This is a genomic window from Microcoleus sp. S13_B4, assembly GCF_036700885.1.
GTDB lineage: Bacteria > Cyanobacteriota > Cyanobacteriia > Cyanobacteriales > Microcoleaceae > Microcoleus.
On the sequence record NZ_JAUBPU010000018.1, the window covers coordinates 1 to 18,359 of the forward strand.

The 18,359-nt window shown below is 47.0% G+C and carries 18 protein-coding genes; 8 read left to right on the forward strand and 10 right to left on the reverse strand.

Features of this window, described 5'->3' with window-relative positions; translation table 11 throughout:
* Positions 1-87: 87 nt before the first annotated feature.
* Complete coding sequence (locus tag QT994_RS12605; protein WP_333174945.1) at positions 88-651, reverse strand: class I SAM-dependent methyltransferase; 564 nt, start codon at positions 649-651, stop codon at positions 88-90.
* 539 nt (positions 652-1,190) lie between these two features.
* On the opposite strand from QT994_RS12605, the gene QT994_RS12610 reads away from it, so the two are divergent.
* The 3 genes from QT994_RS12610 (at position 1,191) to QT994_RS12620 (ending at position 4,767) form a co-directional block, all read left to right on the forward strand.
* Positions 1,191-4,037 (forward strand): diguanylate cyclase domain-containing protein, encoded by a 2,847-nt coding sequence (locus tag QT994_RS12610; RefSeq protein ID WP_333174948.1) that lies wholly within the window; start codon positions 1,191-1,193, stop codon positions 4,035-4,037.
* 286 nt (positions 4,038-4,323) lie between these two features.
* Positions 4,324-4,473: a hypothetical protein gene (locus QT994_RS12615; RefSeq protein WP_333174951.1), complete on the forward strand. Its 150-nt coding sequence runs from the start codon at positions 4,324-4,326 to the stop codon at positions 4,471-4,473.
* An 81-nt stretch (positions 4,474-4,554) separates the two neighbouring features.
* Positions 4,555-4,767, forward strand: a complete 213-nt coding sequence (locus QT994_RS12620) for a hypothetical protein (RefSeq protein ID WP_333174953.1) — start codon at positions 4,555-4,557, stop codon at positions 4,765-4,767.
* 59 nt (positions 4,768-4,826) lie between these two features.
* On the opposite strand, the gene QT994_RS12625 is transcribed toward QT994_RS12620, so the two are convergent.
* Together QT994_RS12625 and QT994_RS12630 are read right to left on the reverse strand one after the other, a co-directional pair.
* Entirely contained in the window at positions 4,827-5,033 is a 207-nt protein-coding gene (locus QT994_RS12625; protein WP_333046145.1) for a DUF6887 family protein, read from the reverse strand.
* Positions 5,033-5,209 (reverse strand): DUF6888 family protein, encoded by a 177-nt coding sequence (locus QT994_RS12630; protein WP_333046144.1) that lies wholly within the window; start codon positions 5,207-5,209, stop codon positions 5,033-5,035. The genes QT994_RS12625 and QT994_RS12630 overlap by 1 nt, the downstream gene beginning before the upstream one ends.
* A gap of 212 nt (positions 5,210-5,421) precedes the next feature.
* Here QT994_RS12630 and QT994_RS12635 point away from each other — a divergent pair, with 212 nt between their 5' ends.
* The 3 genes from QT994_RS12635 (at position 5,422) to QT994_RS12645 (ending at position 7,271) form a co-directional block, all read left to right on the forward strand.
* Positions 5,422-5,715: a hypothetical protein gene (locus QT994_RS12635; protein ID WP_333174955.1), complete on the forward strand. Its 294-nt coding sequence runs from the start codon at positions 5,422-5,424 to the stop codon at positions 5,713-5,715.
* Entirely contained in the window at positions 5,702-6,865 is a 1,164-nt protein-coding gene (locus QT994_RS12640) for a DUF6745 domain-containing protein (protein WP_333174957.1), read from the forward strand. Before QT994_RS12635 ends, QT994_RS12640 begins: the two co-directional genes overlap by 14 nt.
* 100 nt (positions 6,866-6,965) lie before the next feature.
* Complete coding sequence (locus tag QT994_RS12645) at positions 6,966-7,271, forward strand: hypothetical protein (RefSeq protein WP_333046138.1); 306 nt, start codon at positions 6,966-6,968, stop codon at positions 7,269-7,271.
* A gap of 153 nt (positions 7,272-7,424) precedes the next feature.
* Here QT994_RS12645 and QT994_RS12650 read toward each other — a convergent pair whose 3' ends face one another.
* The 4 genes from QT994_RS12650 to QT994_RS12665 all read right to left on the reverse strand — a co-directional run bounded on the left by QT994_RS12650 (position 7,425) and on the right by QT994_RS12665 (position 13,086).
* Positions 7,425-8,270 (reverse strand): nitrate ABC transporter ATP-binding protein, encoded by an 846-nt coding sequence (locus QT994_RS12650; RefSeq protein ID WP_333174959.1) that lies wholly within the window; start codon positions 8,268-8,270, stop codon positions 7,425-7,427.
* A gap of 184 nt (positions 8,271-8,454) precedes the next feature.
* Positions 8,455-10,455, reverse strand: a complete 2,001-nt coding sequence (locus QT994_RS12655) for a nitrate ABC transporter ATP-binding protein (RefSeq protein ID WP_333046133.1) — start codon at positions 10,453-10,455, stop codon at positions 8,455-8,457.
* 334 nt (positions 10,456-10,789) lie between these two features.
* The gene (ntrB, locus tag QT994_RS12660; protein ID WP_333174960.1) at positions 10,790-11,635 is read right to left on the reverse strand and encodes a nitrate ABC transporter permease; all 846 of its coding nucleotides are present in this window, start codon (positions 11,633-11,635) and stop codon (positions 10,790-10,792) included.
* Between the two features lie 65 nt (positions 11,636-11,700).
* On the reverse strand, positions 11,701-13,086 hold the full coding sequence (locus QT994_RS12665; protein WP_333046127.1) for a CmpA/NrtA family ABC transporter substrate-binding protein: 1,386 nt from the start codon (positions 13,084-13,086) through the stop codon (positions 11,701-11,703).
* Positions 13,087-13,864: 778 nt separating this feature from the next.
* Here QT994_RS12665 and QT994_RS12670 point away from each other — a divergent pair.
* A complete protein-coding gene (locus tag QT994_RS12670; protein WP_333174963.1) occupies positions 13,865-14,284 on the forward strand; it encodes a hypothetical protein in 420 nt (139 codons plus the stop codon).
* A 255-nt stretch (positions 14,285-14,539) separates the two neighbouring features.
* Here the strand turns inward: QT994_RS12670 and QT994_RS12675 are convergent, their stop codons facing one another.
* The gene (locus QT994_RS12675) at positions 14,540-15,994 is read right to left on the reverse strand and encodes a methyl-accepting chemotaxis protein (RefSeq protein WP_333174965.1); all 1,455 of its coding nucleotides are present in this window, start codon (positions 15,992-15,994) and stop codon (positions 14,540-14,542) included.
* Positions 15,995-16,413: 419 nt separating this feature from the next.
* On the opposite strand from QT994_RS12675, the gene QT994_RS12680 reads away from it, so the two are divergent.
* Positions 16,414-17,436 (forward strand): cysteine peptidase family C39 domain-containing protein, encoded by a 1,023-nt coding sequence (locus QT994_RS12680; RefSeq protein ID WP_333174967.1) that lies wholly within the window; start codon positions 16,414-16,416, stop codon positions 17,434-17,436.
* A 145-nt stretch (positions 17,437-17,581) separates the two neighbouring features.
* Here QT994_RS12680 and QT994_RS27815 read toward each other — a convergent pair whose 3' ends face one another.
* Together QT994_RS27815 and QT994_RS12685 are read right to left on the reverse strand one after the other, a co-directional pair.
* Positions 17,582-17,743 (reverse strand): glutathione S-transferase C-terminal domain-containing protein, encoded by a 162-nt coding sequence (locus tag QT994_RS27815; RefSeq protein ID WP_445243901.1) that lies wholly within the window; start codon positions 17,741-17,743, stop codon positions 17,582-17,584.
* 52 nt (positions 17,744-17,795) lie between these two features.
* Positions 17,796-18,236 (reverse strand): hypothetical protein, encoded by a 441-nt coding sequence (locus QT994_RS12685; protein WP_333174969.1) that lies wholly within the window; start codon positions 18,234-18,236, stop codon positions 17,796-17,798.
* Between the last annotated feature and the right edge of the window lie 123 nt (positions 18,237-18,359).

Genomic DNA, 18,359 nt, shown 5'->3' on the forward strand with positions numbered 1-18,359 from the left:
TCGCCATTAATAAGACACTATTATTCTCGCCTATTTTGCTCAACAATGGCTCAAAGCCACTATTTTCCTCTTATTAAGTATTTATACTTAGCGCAAAAGTGACACGCTCCCGGCTGCATCGTCTTCTCCGTTAGCTTTCATGTACTGCCGCCACAAGTTTTCGTATTGCTCAGTCAGCCGGGGAGTAGCACCTGTCACAATATCTCGAATTAGCAAGATTCCCCCTGGATTCATCGAGTGGAAAAGTTGGTGAAATAGCTGTTGTTTGCCGGCGCTGTCGAGGTGGTGGATTGCTAAGCCTGAAACTACCAAATCGTAACCGCTGCCGAAATCATCTTCGGCAAAGTTTCCTTGCTGCAAGGTCAGCCGTTCTCGGAAAGCGGACAAGTTAGTTTGGCAAGTTTTCAGCATATTTTGGGCCATATCAAAGGCGAGGACATTTGCTTGAGGAAATGCTGACAAAATCATTGCCGACAGTATGCCTGTCCCCGCGCCTAAATCCAGAACTTTTATGTTAGCATTAGTTTTAAAAGGGATCAACTGGAGTATTACATCGTGCTGCTCGCGATAGCGCGGAATGAGGCGAGGAATTAAGCCGTCATAATCAAATGCTCTTTGTTCAAATTGCTCGCGTACAGTGTCTAAATTCACAGACGATTTTCCTCAAATTGTTAATAGTTGAGTGCGTCAATGCAGTTGGGCGGTTCTCTTCTCTGAAGGTATATTACATTTTATAATACAAAAAAGGTACAGACCTGTCAAGATGTAGAAGAAAATAATTTAAAAGAAGTTACGGACGATCGCCAGACAGGGAGTTTGTGCGCCCAAACCCGCCCCTGATTTGGGAACGGTCTAGCCCTGCACATATTGTCTTTCAGTGCAGATGAGACAGAATCCCCCAGACCCGAAAGCCAGCAGAAGACGAAACTTTGGGCCAGCTACCAGGACTAATTGTGAGAAAAAAAATGACGGTTATGATACCCGTTTAAAACAAGAATGCAATTCTAGGCGCGTGCTCCCCACCCTAAATTTATCAGTAATTCCACATAGTAAAATATAAAATATAAAATATAAAAGGGAATTAGCAAGCAGCCGAGGATCGGCTAGATAGGAAAAAATCAGTCCTCAGATTGACAAAACTTAGCCCCCTATAAACAAAAATTGAGGTGACTCCCGAGTGGATGTGGTGTATGCCAATTTTTCTGGAAGATGAAGAGATACAAAATATTGCACCCGCCGGCGCGGGAAAGAAAATAGTGATAATGAATCAGGATGCGAGTAGATTAGGTGTCAGCCGTCAGGGGAAGAGAGAAGCAATGGAAATCCAACAACGGAGTAAGGATAAGCGGGATCGCCAGCAACAAAACGCGCCTGATAGCCCAGGTCAAAATTCTACAACAAAAGAACTAGATTCGTTGCTGCAAGAATGTTTAGATTTTAAAAGAGCGATCGACCGATCGGCACTTGCGGTGAGGACTGACGCGCGAGGAATTATCAACTATGTCAGCCAAAGAGTTTGCTCCATCTCCAACTATTCCCACGCCGAACTAATCGGCAGCCACTTCGGCATCCTCCATTCGGAATATAAATCTTCGGAATTAATCAAAAATTTGGTGTTAACTGTTGCCAAAGGTGAAGTTTGGCAAGGAGACATTAAGAATAAAGCTAAGAATGGAACTGATTATTGGGTGTACGCAACAGTAGTTCCGCTGTTAGAATGCAAGGGAAAACCCTGTCAGTATTTGGCGATCGGATTCGACATCACCGATCGCAAAGCCGTTGAAGCCGCCCAAGTCGAAGCCAACCGGGCAAAAGACGAATTTCTGGCGATGGCATCCCATGAACTGCGATCGCCCCTGAGCGCGATTTTGGGATGGGCGCAGCTAGCTCGATCGCGCAATTTCAACGAAGCCACCACCAGCCGCGCTTTGGAAATCATCGAGCGCAACGCCAAATTACAAAACCGACAAATAGACAATCTCCTCGACCTCTCGCGGCTGCTGCGGGGGAAAGTGTGCCTGAACATCAGCCGAGTTCACCTCCCGTCGATCGTCGAATCTGTGATCGATACCCTCCGTCCCGACGCCGAGGCTAAAAACATCTGCGTAGAAAAACATTTCGACCCCGGCGTCGATTACATTTTGGCAGATGCAGAACGCTTCCAACAAGTAGTCTGGAACCTCGTTACCAACGCCATCAAATTCACCCCAGAATCGACACCAAACCCAGTTCAAGTGCGCCTCGATCCTAGTCCGTCCGGCGTCTTGATTCGGGTCAGCGACAGCGGTTGCGGCATCGACCCCAAATTTCAGCCACACATCTTTGACTACTTCCGCCCCGCAGACAGCTTCCAGAGCAAGGAACACCACCGGCTGGGGCTGGGGCTCTCAATTGTGCAGCAGTTAGTGGAACTGCACGGGGGAAGTGTTTGGGCTTCGAGTCCCGGTATCGGTCAGGGGGCCACCTTTGGGGTGCTGCTACCGATTGCCAACAAAAATGCAGCCGATGATCGCACTGCTGCGATCGCCCAAAGTGAAAGCCGGCCCGGATCGGTTTCCAAACCCCTAGCGGGAAAGCAAGTTCTGGTGGTGGAAAGCAGCGCCGAGATCCGGAAATTTCTCAAAACTGGCCTGGAAGCATTTGGAGCCCAGGTAACAGCGGTGGGTAGCGCCACCGAAGCGATGGCCGAGTTGCAAAAGTCGCGGCCCGACGTGTTGGTGAGCGATATGACGGTATCGGGAGCAGACGGCTGCGATTTGATCCGCCGCATCAGAGCAATGGAAATGTCCGAACACAGGGAACTGCTGCCGGCCGTGGCGCTGACGGAAGGCATCGAGGAAGAAGATTCGGCATCGGCGCTGGAGGCGGGGTTTCAGAGGCATTTGTCGAAGCCGGTGGAAGCGAATCAGTTGGTGAGCGCGATCGCCCAATTGGCGGGACTGACCGGATTCGGCGCCGGAGAGTGGGGTTCGGGAAATGTCGGGGCGAGCGGACTCCAGATCCCGCTGCCGGAACCTAAAAGTTCTGACGACAAAAATAATGGGGAACTATTAACCACTGACAGCAGAGAATTACCGCTGTTGCTGGTAGTAGAAGACAACAATTTTTTGGTGGCTTACCTCCAAACTTTATTAACTCCGTACTATCGAGTCGCCGTGGCGAGTGACGGGGTTGAAGGTTTAGAAAAAGCCAAAACTTTGCAGCCAAATTTGATTGTAAGCGACCAAGTTATGCCCAGACAAAACGGACTGGATTTGCTTAAGGAGATTCGGAACACGCCAGAATTGAAATCGACTCCGGTAATCTTTTTGACAGCGCGAGCGGGGATGGAAGCTCGGATCGAAAGTTTGGATGCGGGTGCTGATGATTATATTTCAAAGCCTTTTGACGAGAGGGAATTGCTGGCGAGGGTGAGAAATTTGTTGCGATCGCACTCAGCCGAACAGCAGTTGGCGGAGCTCAACCGTCAGTTGCAGCAGCAGAAAAAGCAGTTAGAAACGGTGAATCGAGCCTTGCACTATTTGGCAACTTACGACAGTTTGACTGAGGTAAGAAACCGCCACTCTTTTAATGAATACCTCGATACGGAATGGCGGCGTTTGGCAAGAGAAGAAGCACCGCTGTCTTTGATTATGTGCGACATTGATTATTTCAAACTTTACAACGACACTTACGGTCACCAAGCGGGGGATGAATGTTTGCGGCAAGTGGCGGCGGTTATCCAACATTCGGTAAAGCGACCGGCAGATTTAGTAGCGCGTTACGGTGGGGAAGAATTTGTAATAGTTTTGCCGAATACGGATATTGAAGGTGCGACTTGCGTAGCTGAAATGATCGCACAACAGGTGCGGGGTTTGCACATACCTCACGCTAAGTCTGCTGTCAGCGAATACGTGACGCTGAGTTTGGGTGTAGCTTGCTGCATTCCGGCGCCAATATCGCAGCCGGGGGAGCTAATCGCGATCGCCGACGAGTCGCTTTATCGGGCGAAAGAATCTGGGCGCGATCGAGTTTCGGTTGCCGCATTTCAAGGATAATATAATAGTTAAATCAACTTGTATGGTGCGTCTGACATCGATTAGTTTCGATTTAAACAGTTTTTTTTGCTCTGACGCACCCTACCAATGTGCTTGAAAACTTGTGCTAATTCAAATTGCTATAAAATAGTTAAAAAATGTCGTGCCATAACAGCAACCTTAGACAAACGCAAAAGACCAGTGCCTAATTCACTCCGGGATTGATTGGCAACAATTCAAGCTAATGGAGCAGGGGTTTTCTGATTCCCCCGGCCTCCGACTTTTTTATTTCAAAGGTGAGGTAGAAATGTTGGCAGTTTCGCAAGAACATGAAGTCTTCAGCGGTGTCATCGCCCTGTTGCTGGGCACTTATTTTGTAGAAAAACAAATCGATTTTACTCCCCTAGGAAGCTTTACCCAGGAAGAAGAAGGAAAAGCCTCCGCACAAGTAGATTAATCTTACTTAATTGGCAAAGCATCGGGAGGCATTGCAGATTTCTCGATCGAAGTTGTATTTACTAGCGGCAACGAAAGCAAGTTGAATCGTTACCAAGCCTTGGGAGTCCCCGAAGTTTGGTGTTGGGAGGATGGAGTATTTGGCCTGTATCATTTGCGATCGCACGGATATGAAAAAATTGACCAAAGCGAAGTTCTGCCCGGTTTAGACATCAACCTGCTGTCTCGCTGCTTGCTGATGGCTTCTAGGGTTGAAGCAGTTAAGGAGTTTCGGCGCGGGATTTCTGCGGTTTAGAGAGAAAGTGGCTTGGGCGATCGCTCCCGCATTTATAAATATATTGTTAGGATACAAGACTAACCTTTATATTCTTTCATTTGCTGGCGAATGGCTGCCTCAATCTTAGTATCGAAATCCGAATCTCCCACTTTAGTTATGATTAAATTCGAGCGCTTTTTCCGCCGGTCTAAGTAGGCTTGCAGTGCTGCTTTATCCCCGCGATTTTTAAGAAAATAACGCTTTAATTCTCGATCAGACATTGCAGTATAATCTACTTGGCTCATTAAAATACCTCTCCATTTGGAGCAATTTCAATCTCAATTTCCTCGTCATATCCAGCCAATACGAACAAGTTTTTGCTTCTCTCGTCAACACAGACGAGGTGAATAGGTTGCAATGCCAAATATGTCAAGTAATAACTGATTCGATACAAACCCTCTAGCTGCGCGTAGGTAGGCATTCAAACCTAAAACTTTATCGAAACTAACATCTACTGTAGCATTTCTGTCTGCGATCGCACTTTCACCTTCCAAGATAACGTCTGTCAGTGCAGCAAAGAGTTATGGAATTTGGTTTGTGGCTCTTGACAGCCATGTATTACAAATGTAGTATAAAGTTGCGGTAGAAAAGCTCGATCGATCGACACCAGCAAACAAAATTGAGAAAAAACCTATGCAACCCATCCGACAAGGCGACGTAATTCTCACCCCCGTACAGCAAATCGAAGGAGAAAAAAAACCTCACCTAACTCTCGCCGAAGGTGAAGTCACCGGACATTCTCACCAGATTATTGAGGGACAAGCTGAACTGTACGAAAAAGACGGGACTCTGTACTTGCGGGTGCTTTCACCGACAGCTTTATTGAGTCACGAAGAACACCATGCGATCGCAATTCCCGAAGGTAATTGGATGGTGCGAATTCAGCGGCAATATGAGCCACAAGGTTGGAGGTATGTCGCAGACTAAGGTTAAAAAACTAACGCCTGAACAAGCAGCTTTGATTCCAGTTTATCGGGAAAAGTGGAGAGCGATATCGCTTTCCACTGGGCCGATAAATCGCTCGCAAGCTGCGGAAACAATAAAATCGGCATACAGTGCGATCGGCAAAAAAGCACCGGAAATCATTTTTGTTGATCGCCCCTACGAAGCTGCTGATATAATCCTCAGTCGAGTTGACAATCCCAGCAGCGAACTGCGGAGCGAATTTGAGAGAAAACTTCGCAGCCAGCTAGAAAAACAACTGCGACGTTATTTGGGGAGCCAACTAGAAATCGAACTGCAAAGCCAACTGCAAACTCAACTTTCAGCTCGACTTTATACTCAACTGCAAACGCAAATGTGGGAGGCACACCGCAATTATTTAGCTGGCTTCATAGCAAGCCAATTGCCACCGGAAGAGGTGTTCAATGAGCCGAGTCGAGACTTTTACTGGCAAAGATTAGGAAGAGAACTATTCAGTAATTGCATTCAACCAGTATTGTGGGCTGCTTATGGCAGTTTGTTGGATTTTTGCATTTCCGTTCTAAATTTACCTCATTCCTACGCCAGAAATTGGATAGTTTTTCAATCGATTGTCCGGGATTGCGGCTTGATTTATCCCTATGACAAAGTTTGCATTGTCTGTGAAAAGCCGATCGCACTTTCCGTTGACAGCAACCACCGCTTGCACGCCGAAGGAACACCAGCGGTACAATTTGCCGACGGTGTTTCGATTTACGCCTATCACGGCGTGATTTTACCTGAATGGTACGGTAAGCTGCACCCGCACGAGTGGCAGTCTAAGTGGGTGTTGAAGGAACAGAATGCAGAAATTCGGCGCGCCTTAATTCAGGGAATTAGTTACGATCGCATTTGTCAAGAATTAGCGGTGACAGAATTAGATAGTTGGCAGGGATACACTCTATTAAGCATCGAGTTTGACGATGATTTTGATATTAGGGGTAATGCAAAGCCAGTTTATTTGTTAAAAATGAGCTGTCCAAGTACGGGACACATTCACGCTTTGCGAGTGCCGCCTGATGTGCGATCCTCTTCGAGGGCTTCGCTAACGGCTCTTGAGGCAATTCGCTGGGTAAATTGGGGAATCGATCCAGAGGATTTTTTCGTGCAAACCTGAGTAATACCAATTGTTAAAAGTCACAGAGCCCCGCCCCGGACTTAGGCTAAACCGTTTCCCTACCCGATATCTGTACTTCACTCAACTGAAAACCGCTATATTGACAACAGCCTTAATCCATGAAACACCGATCGACGTTCCCGCAGTGTGCCAGTTCCAAGGGTGGAATGCACCAACCACCGATCGCCCAAAAACTGTTAATAACATGAAGAAGAAGCCCACCCTCGATCGAAGGTGGGCTAAGTTCATGCCAGCTTACCGACAGCTAGGCAATCGGGTCTCTTGGCTGGTAGACGTAAAATATCGGAAAAAGATCCGAACGTCCGAAAAAACTTATCGCCCACCATTAAGCTTCAGTTTACCCAACCGGATCGGGAAAATTGCGCCCGTAGGGATGTTCCCCTGAAATCGGGGAACACTGGGGCTTCAACTTTTCAATAGACTTGTGCAAAAAAGCTCGTCTTGGGCCGACAGGATGCCCAACCCCTACTCCGCACAAGAATTAAAATTTTTCGAGAAGTCTCATAATTCTCCTCTTTAACTTTGATTTCTCAACTGATTAGGCATCGTGATCGTGTGCAAAACGACGGAACAGGAAATCTAGGGCGTAGTTCCGCAAATTGTAGTATTCCGGATCTTCCATCATTTGAACCCGATCGCGCGGACGCGGAAAAGGAATCTCCAGAACCTCGCCAATTGTCGCCGACGGGCCGTTAGTCATCATCACCAGTCGATCGGCCAAAAACAGCGCTTCATCAATATCGTGAGTAATCATCAACACCGTACAGCGGTGATCGTTCCAGATTTTCAGCAACTCTTCTTGCAATTCCTCCTTAGTAATTGCGTCCAGAGCACCAAAAGGTTCGTCTAAAATCAGCACTTTCGGGCGAATTGCCAAAGCGCGGGCGATCGAAACCCGCTGCTTCATCCCCCCCGAAATTTGTGGCGGTCTTTTCTGGGCAGCTTCCGTCAATCCCACCATCGCCAAATGCTCATTGACGATCGCATTTTTTTCGACCTTCGACTTATTCGGAAATACAGCATTAACAGCTATATAAACATTTTCAAACACCGTCCGCCAAGGCAGCAAAGCGTAACCCTGAAACACCACCATGCGATCGGGGCCCGGCTTCGTAATCCGCTCTCCGTTAATCGACACCGTACCCTGGCTCGGATGGCTAAAACCCGACACCATATTTAACAGTGTTGATTTGCCGCAGCCCGAGTGTCCGATCAGAGCAATAAACTCTCCCTCAGCTACATTCAGATTGACGTTTTCTAAAGCTCTGTAACCGTTTGGATATTCTTTGTAAACATTGTCAATCACCAAAAAAGGTTGGCGGCGGCCTTTTACCCGCTGAATTTGAGTTTTGGTGTTCGTCTGGTTTTTAGTGGTGTTGAGCATGGGTTTAGGAAATTGTGAGTGGGTGATTCGCAAAGAAAGAAGCAAGTTCGGCAACGAGCAATGTACGGGATTTAACGGATGTAACGGAGGTCATGAAGAGGGAATTGATCACTAGCAATTAACAGCTAAAAAGCAACAACTAACAATTAGCAATTACCCTTTTTTTATCCAACTAAAAACCGCTCTAAGCAGCTCTGCGGCCGGAATCGAGTACAACTTCCGCCATCGTGAAATCGCGTTTTATCGCCAGATTGTTGAGATAGCCGATCGGATCGTCAGCATTAAACACCGAGCCGTCAAACAAGCTGAGAGAACCGCGAGTGTAAGTAATATCAGCCATCCCCAGCTCTCGCGCCGCCGTGCTGAACGCACCGACTCGCACCACCCGCTCCAGAATTTCCACCCAGTTGCGGGGGAACACAGTATCGCCCCAGCGCGCCATCTGCACCATGTGCCAGAGTTGTTCGGTGCGGCTTGGGCGGTTCACCCCATCTCCAGAGAACAAGTGGTGGGCGTATTCCCGCATCGGAGAAGTCAGGTTGCAGGCATTAGATTTCGGATCGCCGAGTTGGATGAAACTCTTATCAGTAGCGACGTACTCCCGTCCCGCGACAATTTCCGAAACCTCGGCGGCGTGATTTGGATCGGCGCAATAGTGGCAAGCTTCGAGCAAAGCTTTGACTAAAGCAATGTGAGTGTTGGGATAAGCATTTGCCCAGTCTTCCCGAACCCCCAGAATTTTCGCGGGGTGTCCGGGCCACAGTTCCAAATCTGTCGCCACCGTAAAGCCGACTCCTTCCATCGAGGCCCGCAAGTTCCAAGGTTCGCCGACGCAGAAACCGTCAATAGTGCCGCCCTGCAAGTCAACGATCATCTGAGCCGGTGGGATATTTTTCAGCAACACATCGCGATCCGGGTCAATGCCACCGGAAGCCAGCCAGTAACGCAGCAGCAGGTTGTGCATGGAAGAAGGGTGCACGATCGCCATACGGTGCGTTTGCGCGGGCGTTCTCTGGAGCATTTTTTTAAAGTCGGCCAGAGTGTAGATCCCTTGGTCGTAAAAGCGCCTGGCGAGGGTAATTCCGTTGCCATTGCGGCTCATGGTGAGGGCTGTAACCGTCGGAATCGGCTTCTCTTGGTGGCCTCCCAAGCTCAACCACATCGCCATCCCAGAGGGCATTTGGGCTGCGTCTAAGTAACCGGCGGCGATGCCATCTACGATGCCGCGCCAGCTTGTTTCCCGCACGAGGTGGACTTCATCGAGTCCGTGTTTGGCAAACAAGCCTTTTTCTTTGGCGACAGCTAGGGGAGCGCAGGCTGCTAAGGGGATAAAGCCGAGTTCGAGGTTGACTTTTTCTAGGCCGTGGCGGGCGATCGCGGGTACTTTCCGCGCCCGCAGTTTTTTCACCCGCTTCTGCTGGTTGAGGAAGTAAATCATTTCGCTACGTAGAGCGTAGTAGCTGGGGTGTGAGACGACTTCCATCCGTTTGCGGGGGCGGGGGATGTCTACGTCGAGAATCCCGCCAATCTTCGATTCTGGGCCGTTGGTGAGCATGACGATGCGATCGCTCAGCAACACGGCCTCATCCACATCGTGCGTTACCATCAGGGCGCTGATTTCGTACTCTTGGCAAATTTCCATCAACTTTTCTTGCAAGTTGCCGCGAGTCAAAGCATCCAAAGCGCCGAAGGGTTCATCTAAGAGTAACAGTTTGGGGCGCAGGGCCAGAGCACGGGCGATCGCCACGCGCTGTTTTTGTCCGCCTGATAGCAATGCAGGCTGTTTCTCTGCGTGGGGAGTTAAGCCCACCATATCGATGTGTTTTTGAATGATTTCGAGGCGTTCGGCTTTGGGTAAGCCACTCATCACCGAGTCTACAGCTAGAGTAATGTTTTCTCTGACCGTCCGCCAAGGTAGCAGCGAATAGTTTTGGAATACTACCATGCGATCGGGGCCTGGCTGGGTGATTCTTTGTCCGTCGATCGTCACCAATCCTTCTGTGGGCAGATCCAAACCTGCGACCATATTTAGTAAGGTAGATTTACCGCAACCGGAGTGTCCGATTAAGGAGATAAATTCGCCTTTTTTAATTTCTAAGTCGATGCCTTTGAGGGCTATGTATGTGCCGCCGTCTGTTAAATTAAATACTTTTCCGACTTGTTCTACTGCAATCAAAACAGACATGATTTTCTTGCCTTTTTTGTAGGTTTGTTATTTTTCAATAGCGGTTCTCAGGAAAGTAAGGTACTCTTCCAATGCCCTGTTTGCCCAATGCCCAAGAACACCTCATGTTACTGAGAAAGGCTATAGATAATGTCGCTTGTAATCGAATCTCGATCCCCCTAAATCCCCCTTAAGAAGGGGGACTTTGATCCATTTCCGGTTCCCCCCTTCTTAAGGGGGGTTAGGGGGGATCTTTGCCTAATCATCAAACAGCAGACTGGTATTACGTTTGACGTGTTTGTTGTCACCAATGGGCAGAGGCTGGGAACGAGTAACAGTCAACAGATCGAATTAGCTACTTTCCTTGAGAAGGAGCAATCTTTTGCTGTAACCAAGCCATCATGCGATCGAGCAACAAACCAACAGCCCCGATGTAGACTACAGCTAACAAAATTTCGCTGATGTAGTTTTGCTGGTAAGCATTCCAAATAAAGAAGCCGATACCCGTAATCCCAGACATCACAATTTCCGCTGCAATAATCGCCAGCCAAGCCAAACCGATCGCAATTCTCAATCCGGTAAAGATATAAGGCAGCGCCGACGGGAACAAAATATTGATATAATATTCCTTCCGAGAAAGTTGCAGCACTTTCGCCACGTTGTTGTAATCGTCGGGAATTTGGCGGACACCTTCAGCCGTGTTGATCAAAATCGGCCAAACTGAGGTAATAAAAATTACGAACAAAGCAGCAGGTTCGTTTTGTTGCAGTGCCGCCAGGGCAATGGGTACCCAAGCCAAAGGTGCCACCATCCGCAAAAACTGGAAAATCGGGTCTAAAGCCTTGTTTAGGAAGGGATTCGTACCTACCACAACTCCCATGCTAATGCCCACAGCGGCCGCGAGAGTGTAGCCTTTTGCTACCCGTTCCAAACTAGCCAAAGTCTGCCAAAATAAGCCGACTCCGTAGGTTTTGGAGTTCATGAAAGGATACATCAACAAAATCCGCGTCCGTTCGTCAGTCCAAACGCTAGTTGGGGGTGGCAACTTGATGATTCCTGTACCCGACAGGAATTGCCAAACTAACAGAAACCCTAAAAGTCCTAAAATTGGCGGCAATATATTTGACGAATTCTTTTTCCAAAACTCGCCCAGCGCTCCTTGGGCATCGACTCCCCTTCTCCGATTCATGCTGACAGCCATCTTGCTAATCTCCTATGTTTCTGCTGTTTTTTTCCAGACTAAGTTATGGGAAGCGATCGACCCCATCACGCTTTTTTAATTGCCAAACTCTTAAGGTAAGTTTCGGGATTTTCAGGGTTGAATTCTTTACCGTCAAAGAACTTCTCAACACCGCGAGTGGATTTTGTAGGAATGTCACCCTCAGAAACTCCGGCTAATTTGGCTGCGGCTTTCCACAAATCTTCGCGGTTGACTTTATCGATAATTGTCTTAGAATCTGCCAAGGTGTTAGTTGGCAAGAAACCCCAGCGCACGCTTTCGGTTAAGAACCACAAATCGTGGCTCTTGTATGGATAGGAAACGTTGCCGAGGTCGTCTTTCCAGTACAGCGGACTGCTCTTGAAGTCGTTGATGTCTGGTTTGCCGTCGGCCATGACGTACTTGCCTTCATAGGGAGGTATTAAAACTGTCGGATCTACGTCAAAGAAGTTTTTGCCGGAAACAATGGCGACCAATTCGGCACGATTTTCTCGTTTGTCGCACCACTGCTGTGCTTCAATCAGTCCTGCTAGCAAAGCTTCGGTGGCTTTCGGGTGTTTGTCTACCCAGTCGCTGCGAATTGCTAGATATTCCTCGGGGTGATTTTTCCAGATTTCGGCAGTCAGGGCGGACATGAAGCCGATGTTTTCTTTGACAATCCGCAGTGGCCAGGGGTCGCCGGTGCTGAAACCGTCCATGCTTCCAGTTTTCATGTTGGCTACGGTTTGCGCTGACGGTACTGTTAGCAACTCGGCTTCTGTGTCGGGATCGATGCCGTTAGCTGCTAGCCAGTAGCGAATCCACAAGTCTTGATTGGCTTTGGGAAAAGTGTAGGCTGCTTTGAAGGGCGTGCCTGCTTGTTTGAGGCCTTTGATGTAGTCTTGGGCCGCTTGATCTAGTTTAAGTCCTAGGCCTTTGCCTTGGTGTTTGGCCGCGATCGCAATTCCATTTCCCTGAGTGTTCAACTGGGCCAGAACATACATCGGGATTTGGACGCTGTTTTTGGTGATCAGACCTTTACTAATTTGATAAGGCATCGGCATTTGCCACTGGCCACCGTCAATGCCGCCGCCTGCAGAGCCAATTTCTACATTATCTCTGGCCGAGCCCCAGTTGGCTTGCTTAGCGACTTTGACATCTACCATGCCGTATTTGGCAAAGAAGCCTTTTTCTTGGGCAATAATTAATGGTGCTGATTCGACGATCGGGATATATCCCAATGTAATTTTAGTGCTTTCAATTCCTTCGACTCTTTTCTCGTTGGCAACAGCCATTACTGAGGTAGCCGCGGGTATTGCGCCGCCAGCACCGGCAGTTGCACCGGGTTCTGGGGGATTTCCCAAACAGCCTTTGAGCAGTATAGAACTGACAGCAGATGCACCTGCTGTAACGATAAATTTACGCCGGGAAAAATTTTCAGAAAATTTGGTCATAGCCTAGCCTCGCTGCAATTCATAATCTTCTGTAACGACATCACTGAAGTTTATCAAGGCGCTTTTTTTCTGTTCGCTAATTGGGTTTAGCTAACTGTTTGGAGCGCAGGTTGGCAGGAGGGAGCAAAAGATTTATCGCTAGTATAAGTCTTTAAACTATCCCTGCAGATTTGACTTTTTTGATTAATATCGATATTTCGATCGGCCGAGTTGTGTGAACTCACTTTTTGCGAGCCCCCCGTTTCCTTGGCTTCGTTATTAGCTTACCGTACTCTTGCGGAAATTATGAAACAATTATTAAAATTGATTGATAAGTAAATCTTTTAGGAGTGGGCTAGCGATAAGGAGCCGTTGGGAAGGGCGAGCCGATTTGCTTATCCAAACTGGTTAAAACCAAGGCTTGGTGGGTAAAGGTTGTAGCGAAGGGCGATCGGGGGGCATTCAAATCTCTTGTCAATAACTGGCAAACATCTGAGTGATCGCACATTTACTTTGTTAATATATGTCTACTTTTTTTAATAGGACTTACGCATGGGGGCCCAGAAACCGGGTTTTTTTACGAAAAGACGCGTTGCAGCCCGCAGATTCGGTAAAAAACCCGGTTTCTTTGTCGGAGTGCGTAAGTCCTGTTTAAGCTAAGGGTTAATTGTAGTCTAGGATACAGACAGAATTTGGATCTAGTGAATAAGAGGGCATTTAACTTTTGGTTTTAATGATATAGCAACCGCTAAGACGGTTAGGATATCAGTGGGTAAGATGCGATTAACTTTTAATTATTATGAATATCACAAAAGGTGCAGCAATAAGACTAACAGTTCTCTTTATTTTTCTCGGAATAGGTGGTGCTTATTCATGGCAAATCCTGTTAAGTCCGGCTTCTTTAGAACAAGCTGAAGGACAATCTAAATTATTAGAGCAAATATATGTAAGCGGCAATTATATTGAAGCCTTTATCTGGTTTTGCTTTGCTATTGGTTTCGCTATTAATGCCTGGAAAACATCAGGCAAAGCCAAAAATCATCGCCTGATTACTACCCTAACTTTTTTATTGTTTGGTGGCTCAGATATTGTCGAAGTACAAACGGGTGCGTGGTGGAGTCCTTGGTGGTTATTTGTTTGGAAAGCTTCTTGCGTTTTATCTATGGCGATCTTATTTTGGGTTTATTTACGCGATCGCGCCCTTTCTAATAAACCATAAATAACTGGTTCCCTGGAAGAGCTAGGGAACTGATGTCCAGAGGAAGAGGCTCGCTCTTTTAGCAGGAAAACTGGAGGCATAGCCTCTGGATGTGTCTTACCAGGCAATTCGATCGCCCTGGCCTTCGCGATGCGATCGCCTGCGATCGTTTTTACTTGGAGGCCAGAGGTTTGACAAGCTGGGAGGGCTGCCTGATCAATTCATGACTCAATGCTATCAAGTGCTAGTCTGCTAGCCCAAAACACTGAGCACCCTTTAGACAATTGAATTGAGATTTTGGGCTGCATCGTTCAATTGTTGAGTCCCTACTTTGGTTTGAGTAATACCACTAGCGGTTTCTTTTGCTGCTAGGTTGAGGCTGTTCATCGCCTCCACTACTTGTTTAATAGCAACTGCTTGTTGTTGAGCAGTTAGAGAAATTTGTTGATTGTTCAATACCACATTGTTAACAGCATTTGCTACTTCCGAGAAAGCTGCTGCTGTTTCTTGACTAATTTTGGTTCCTTCTTCTACTGTTTTAGTACCTTCCTTTGTCACCGTTACAGTGGAATTTATCGCATTCTTGATATCCTCGACTAGGCGGTTAATTTTCTCGGCTGATTTCTTACTTTTATCTGCTAGTTTGCGGATTTCTGTGGCTATGACAGTAAAACCTTTGGCGTTTTCGCCCGCCCGGACTGCTTCTACTGAGGCATTCAGTGCCAGCATATTTGTTTGATTGGCTAAATCTGTGACATCAGTAGAGATATTGCCAATCTGATGGGTTTGTTCACTCAATCGCAGAATTTGTGTCGCGATCGCCCCGACATTTTCTTTCAAAATTATCATCGATTCCAGTGTTTGCTCCACTGCTAGGGTTCCCTTTTCAGTTATCTGTAAAGCTTGCCGTGCAGATTCAGCACCAGCTTGGGCTTGCTGGGCTGATTGTTGGGAAGCAGCGCCCAACTCATCCATTGTGATTGTAGTTTGATTTACAGAACTAGATTGCTGTGCGGCTGTGCGTTCTTGCTGTTCAACTGTGGCAGCAATCTCTGTGGAAGAACTAACAATCATAGTGACGGACTGATTCAGTGTCTCTGCAATGCCGGAAGCAATCCACAGAGCGATCGCAATTGCCGTAAGTGCAGCTAAAGCAGTGCTTAAAATCACCACTGTACTCAGGAACTGCAAAGCTTGAATCTGTTTTTTTTCTTGATCGACTAAAACACTTTCCTCGGTGCTTTGAAACTCCTTAGCTATAGCATCAACCTGACGAAGCTTTGGTACAATTTGGCTCTTCCATAAGTTAATTCCCTCGTCTTTCTTACCTTGGTCAACCAAAGAAAAGGCTTGTTTATAGCCTTTGTCTATCTGATTTTGTAAGACATTCATTTTATCCAGCCGCTGGCGCTGCTGTGGGTTTTGAACCCGCTTGAGTAAATCCTGATAGAAGTGGTCAAAGCTGTTTACCGCTTGATTGTATTCAGTTAAGAAAGTACTATCTTTTGCCAAAAAATACCCACGAGCAGCTTTTTGCATACCTGCAAATCCTAGCTGTTGCTCTTTCAAATCTATAACAACAGCATGAGAATTATTTAGCAGTTTTCCTTTTCCTTCTACTTCTTTAGCATTAAAAAAAACTAAAGTAGCTGCTCCAACTGAAAGCAAAATCGGTATGGAATATCCCCACAGGATACGCTCTCTTAATTTTGGGGCTTTGAAGTTAATCATCTTAAATTTTTCCTATATTTAAAAAACAAACAAATTAATCGCCTTCAAAGCAAGGGGAACGGCATATCCGATTAGCCTCCGGTTTCTCAGCCTTAAGTTGGCCCACCTGGCAAGATCTCCTGTTGGGTTAGGTAGCTGAATTATCCGATTCTCAACCATTGACTCAGACTCATTAAGAAAAACCTGAAAAAACTTAATAGGGAGCAAGCTATGCAGGTCAAGCCTTGAGGATTAAGGGTTGTTTTGCCTGCTTCGATTTTGGATAAATCGTGTTTATTCGATTGTAGCGGGAAATGGAAGAACGAAACCCAAACATCGTCAAATTCTCTCCCCCACTCTTCTTCTCTCCCACTATTGATTGGGCTTCAAGTCGATCACATAAATGTTACAACCTAGTTAAGCAACAAAATTTTGAGTTCATGGAAATAGTAGTGACGTTGGTGCTGGGTTCGGTGCTGTTTGTCTGGGGAATGCGGTTCGGGCGGGTGTTAGTTCGATCTGGAGTGACGGCTAATGATTTGTTTAAGGGCAGAAATTCGATCGCCCTGCTGTTTTTGGGTTTTTATATTGCTTTGCTGCTACTGGCTCTAAATCTGCCTCAAATGCCCGCTTTGCCGATCGAGTGGCGCTTTCACGGGATGCAAGTTACTTGGACTTTGCTACGAGTGATGTTGATGGGAGTCGGCGGTATTGGGTTTAGTATAAGTTGGTTGACAGCGCGATCGCAAGTAATCGCGGTAATCTTAATTGGTTGCTTGGGATTGGCAGGATTTACCAGCGCTGAAAACTATTTTATGGCGCCAATTTATGCTGATTTAATAGATAATTTGCAGCCAAACGGTGTATTTCGACAAACATCTAACAGCAGTTGCGCGCCGGCGGCTTTGGCAACAGTGTTAAGGCGTTGGGGAATCGATGCGACGGAATCGAGTGTAGCGCGTTTTGCGGGGACGAGTCGCTTGGGAACTTCTATGCCACAAATAATTGTAGCAGCCAGAGCTTTGGGCGTAAATGCGATCGAACTGGCGCCGACTTGGGAGCAAATTCAGCAAATTAATCGCCCCGGAGTGCTAGCAGTTTGGCTGTTTGACGGCCCTCGGAAGCTACCGCACGCTGTGGCTTTGCTGGGAATGAATGACAGTATTGCTGCAATTGGAGACCCGGCGCGGGGCAGGATTTTCTATTTAGATAGGGCAACTTTTGCCCAGATTTGGCGCGAGGAATACGTGCCGATTTTTCGTTCTGCGGATATCTGGTTAAGTGACAAAAAAGCTAGGGACTATTTGAGTAAATTAGGATATAATAGGGGCGATTTAAAAGCAGATATCGAGCGCTTTCAAACAGATAAAAAATTAAAAGTCAGCGGCAAGTTAGACCGGATGACTGAATTAATGTTGAGCGGCAGTTTTTTGCAAGAAGTCCCCAGGTTGGATGGGAAATAGTTATTAAAAATCGTCAACCGCAGAGGCACTCGTGACGCAGAGGGAAGAGTGCCTGGGCAGTTTTTTTAAACAATAGTTGAGCCATCCGTTCTTAGCGATCGCAAAAAGTTGATCCCCCCAGCAGATAAGTGACGAGTGCACCTTCCTAGCATGGCTGCAGGAAATTACCAATGTAACCGTAGGCAGTTGCATCTAATGTGATGCGTTCCTTTCCCATAACCAACGGTTTCTCTGCCAGAAAGTCGGAGAGGGCTGGAAAATCAGCGCAGATTACCTGAGTGATTTCTTCATGATTATGACGACCGATGGCTTACATTTTCCTTCTATATTTTTACGGTCGAGCGCAGCTTGGCCACCTCTCACCGTTTTTGACAATTGGGAACAGTTGAACCGCTCCTTTTAGGCTCAGACAGCTTGACTTCCCATCCAGGCAAATTCCACCAATTAACTCGCTTATTCGGCTGAATCCAGAAGTTTAGTTGCACGATCTTGCCATCCTCAAATCTGAGTGTGGGAAAGGTAGGATAACTGGTATCATCGGTTTCGCGATAAGTGCGTTCCAGGTAATTTAGGCAAGTCGTTAATCCCTCATTAATTCCCAATTCTTCCACTCCCGTTCCCTTCAATTTGGCATCATCGTAGCTGAAAGAACCGTTGAATGAATTGCCCGCTAACCCGCCTTTAGTAACAGTGATGGTGAAATCGTAGGTTACGGGAACTGCGTAGGCTTGGGTTGCAGTTACAACTGTGTTCAGAAGAGTCGTGGCGATCGCTACCGAGAGTTTTGAAATTGCTTGCACACTCAGCTCCCGAAAAAGAACAACACTATAAATTTCGCTTTCAGCCATCGGGAAACTCCTTAACTACGCTTCTCTAGGAAATGATTTACCGGATATGATATCATAAGTAATCAGTTAAATGCG

Bases quoted from the DNA above. Each gene is read 5' to 3' on its own strand.
- QT994_RS12675 (WP_333174965.1), bottom strand. From the start codon at position 15,994: ATGATTAACTTCAAAGCCCCAAAATTAAGAGAGCGTATCCTGTGGGGA.
- QT994_RS12680 (WP_333174967.1), top strand. From the start codon at position 16,414: ATGGAAATAGTAGTGACGTTGGTGCTGGGTTCGGTGCTGTTTGTCTGG.
- QT994_RS12650 (WP_333174959.1), bottom strand. From the start codon at position 8,270: ATGCTCAACACCACTAAAAACCAGACGAACACCAAAACTCAAATTCAG.
- QT994_RS12630 (WP_333046144.1), bottom strand. From the start codon at position 5,209: ATGCCTACCTACGCGCAGCTAGAGGGTTTGTATCGAATCAGTTATTAC.
- QT994_RS12640 (WP_333174957.1), top strand. From the start codon at position 5,702: ATGTCGCAGACTAAGGTTAAAAAACTAACGCCTGAACAAGCAGCTTTG.
- ntrB (WP_333174960.1), bottom strand. From the start codon at position 11,635: ATGGCTGTCAGCATGAATCGGAGAAGGGGAGTCGATGCCCAAGGAGCG.
- QT994_RS12670 (WP_333174963.1), top strand. From the start codon at position 13,865: ATGAATATCACAAAAGGTGCAGCAATAAGACTAACAGTTCTCTTTATT.
- QT994_RS12625 (WP_333046145.1), bottom strand. From the start codon at position 5,033: ATGAGCCAAGTAGATTATACTGCAATGTCTGATCGAGAATTAAAGCGT.
- QT994_RS12610 (WP_333174948.1), top strand. From the start codon at position 1,191: ATGCCAATTTTTCTGGAAGATGAAGAGATACAAAATATTGCACCCGCC.
- QT994_RS12615 (WP_333174951.1), top strand. From the start codon at position 4,324: ATGTTGGCAGTTTCGCAAGAACATGAAGTCTTCAGCGGTGTCATCGCC.
- QT994_RS12635 (WP_333174955.1), top strand. From the start codon at position 5,422: ATGCAACCCATCCGACAAGGCGACGTAATTCTCACCCCCGTACAGCAA.
- QT994_RS12665 (WP_333046127.1), bottom strand. From the start codon at position 13,086: ATGACCAAATTTTCTGAAAATTTTTCCCGGCGTAAATTTATCGTTACA.
- QT994_RS12655 (WP_333046133.1), bottom strand. From the start codon at position 10,455: ATGTCTGTTTTGATTGCAGTAGAACAAGTCGGAAAAGTATTTAATTTA.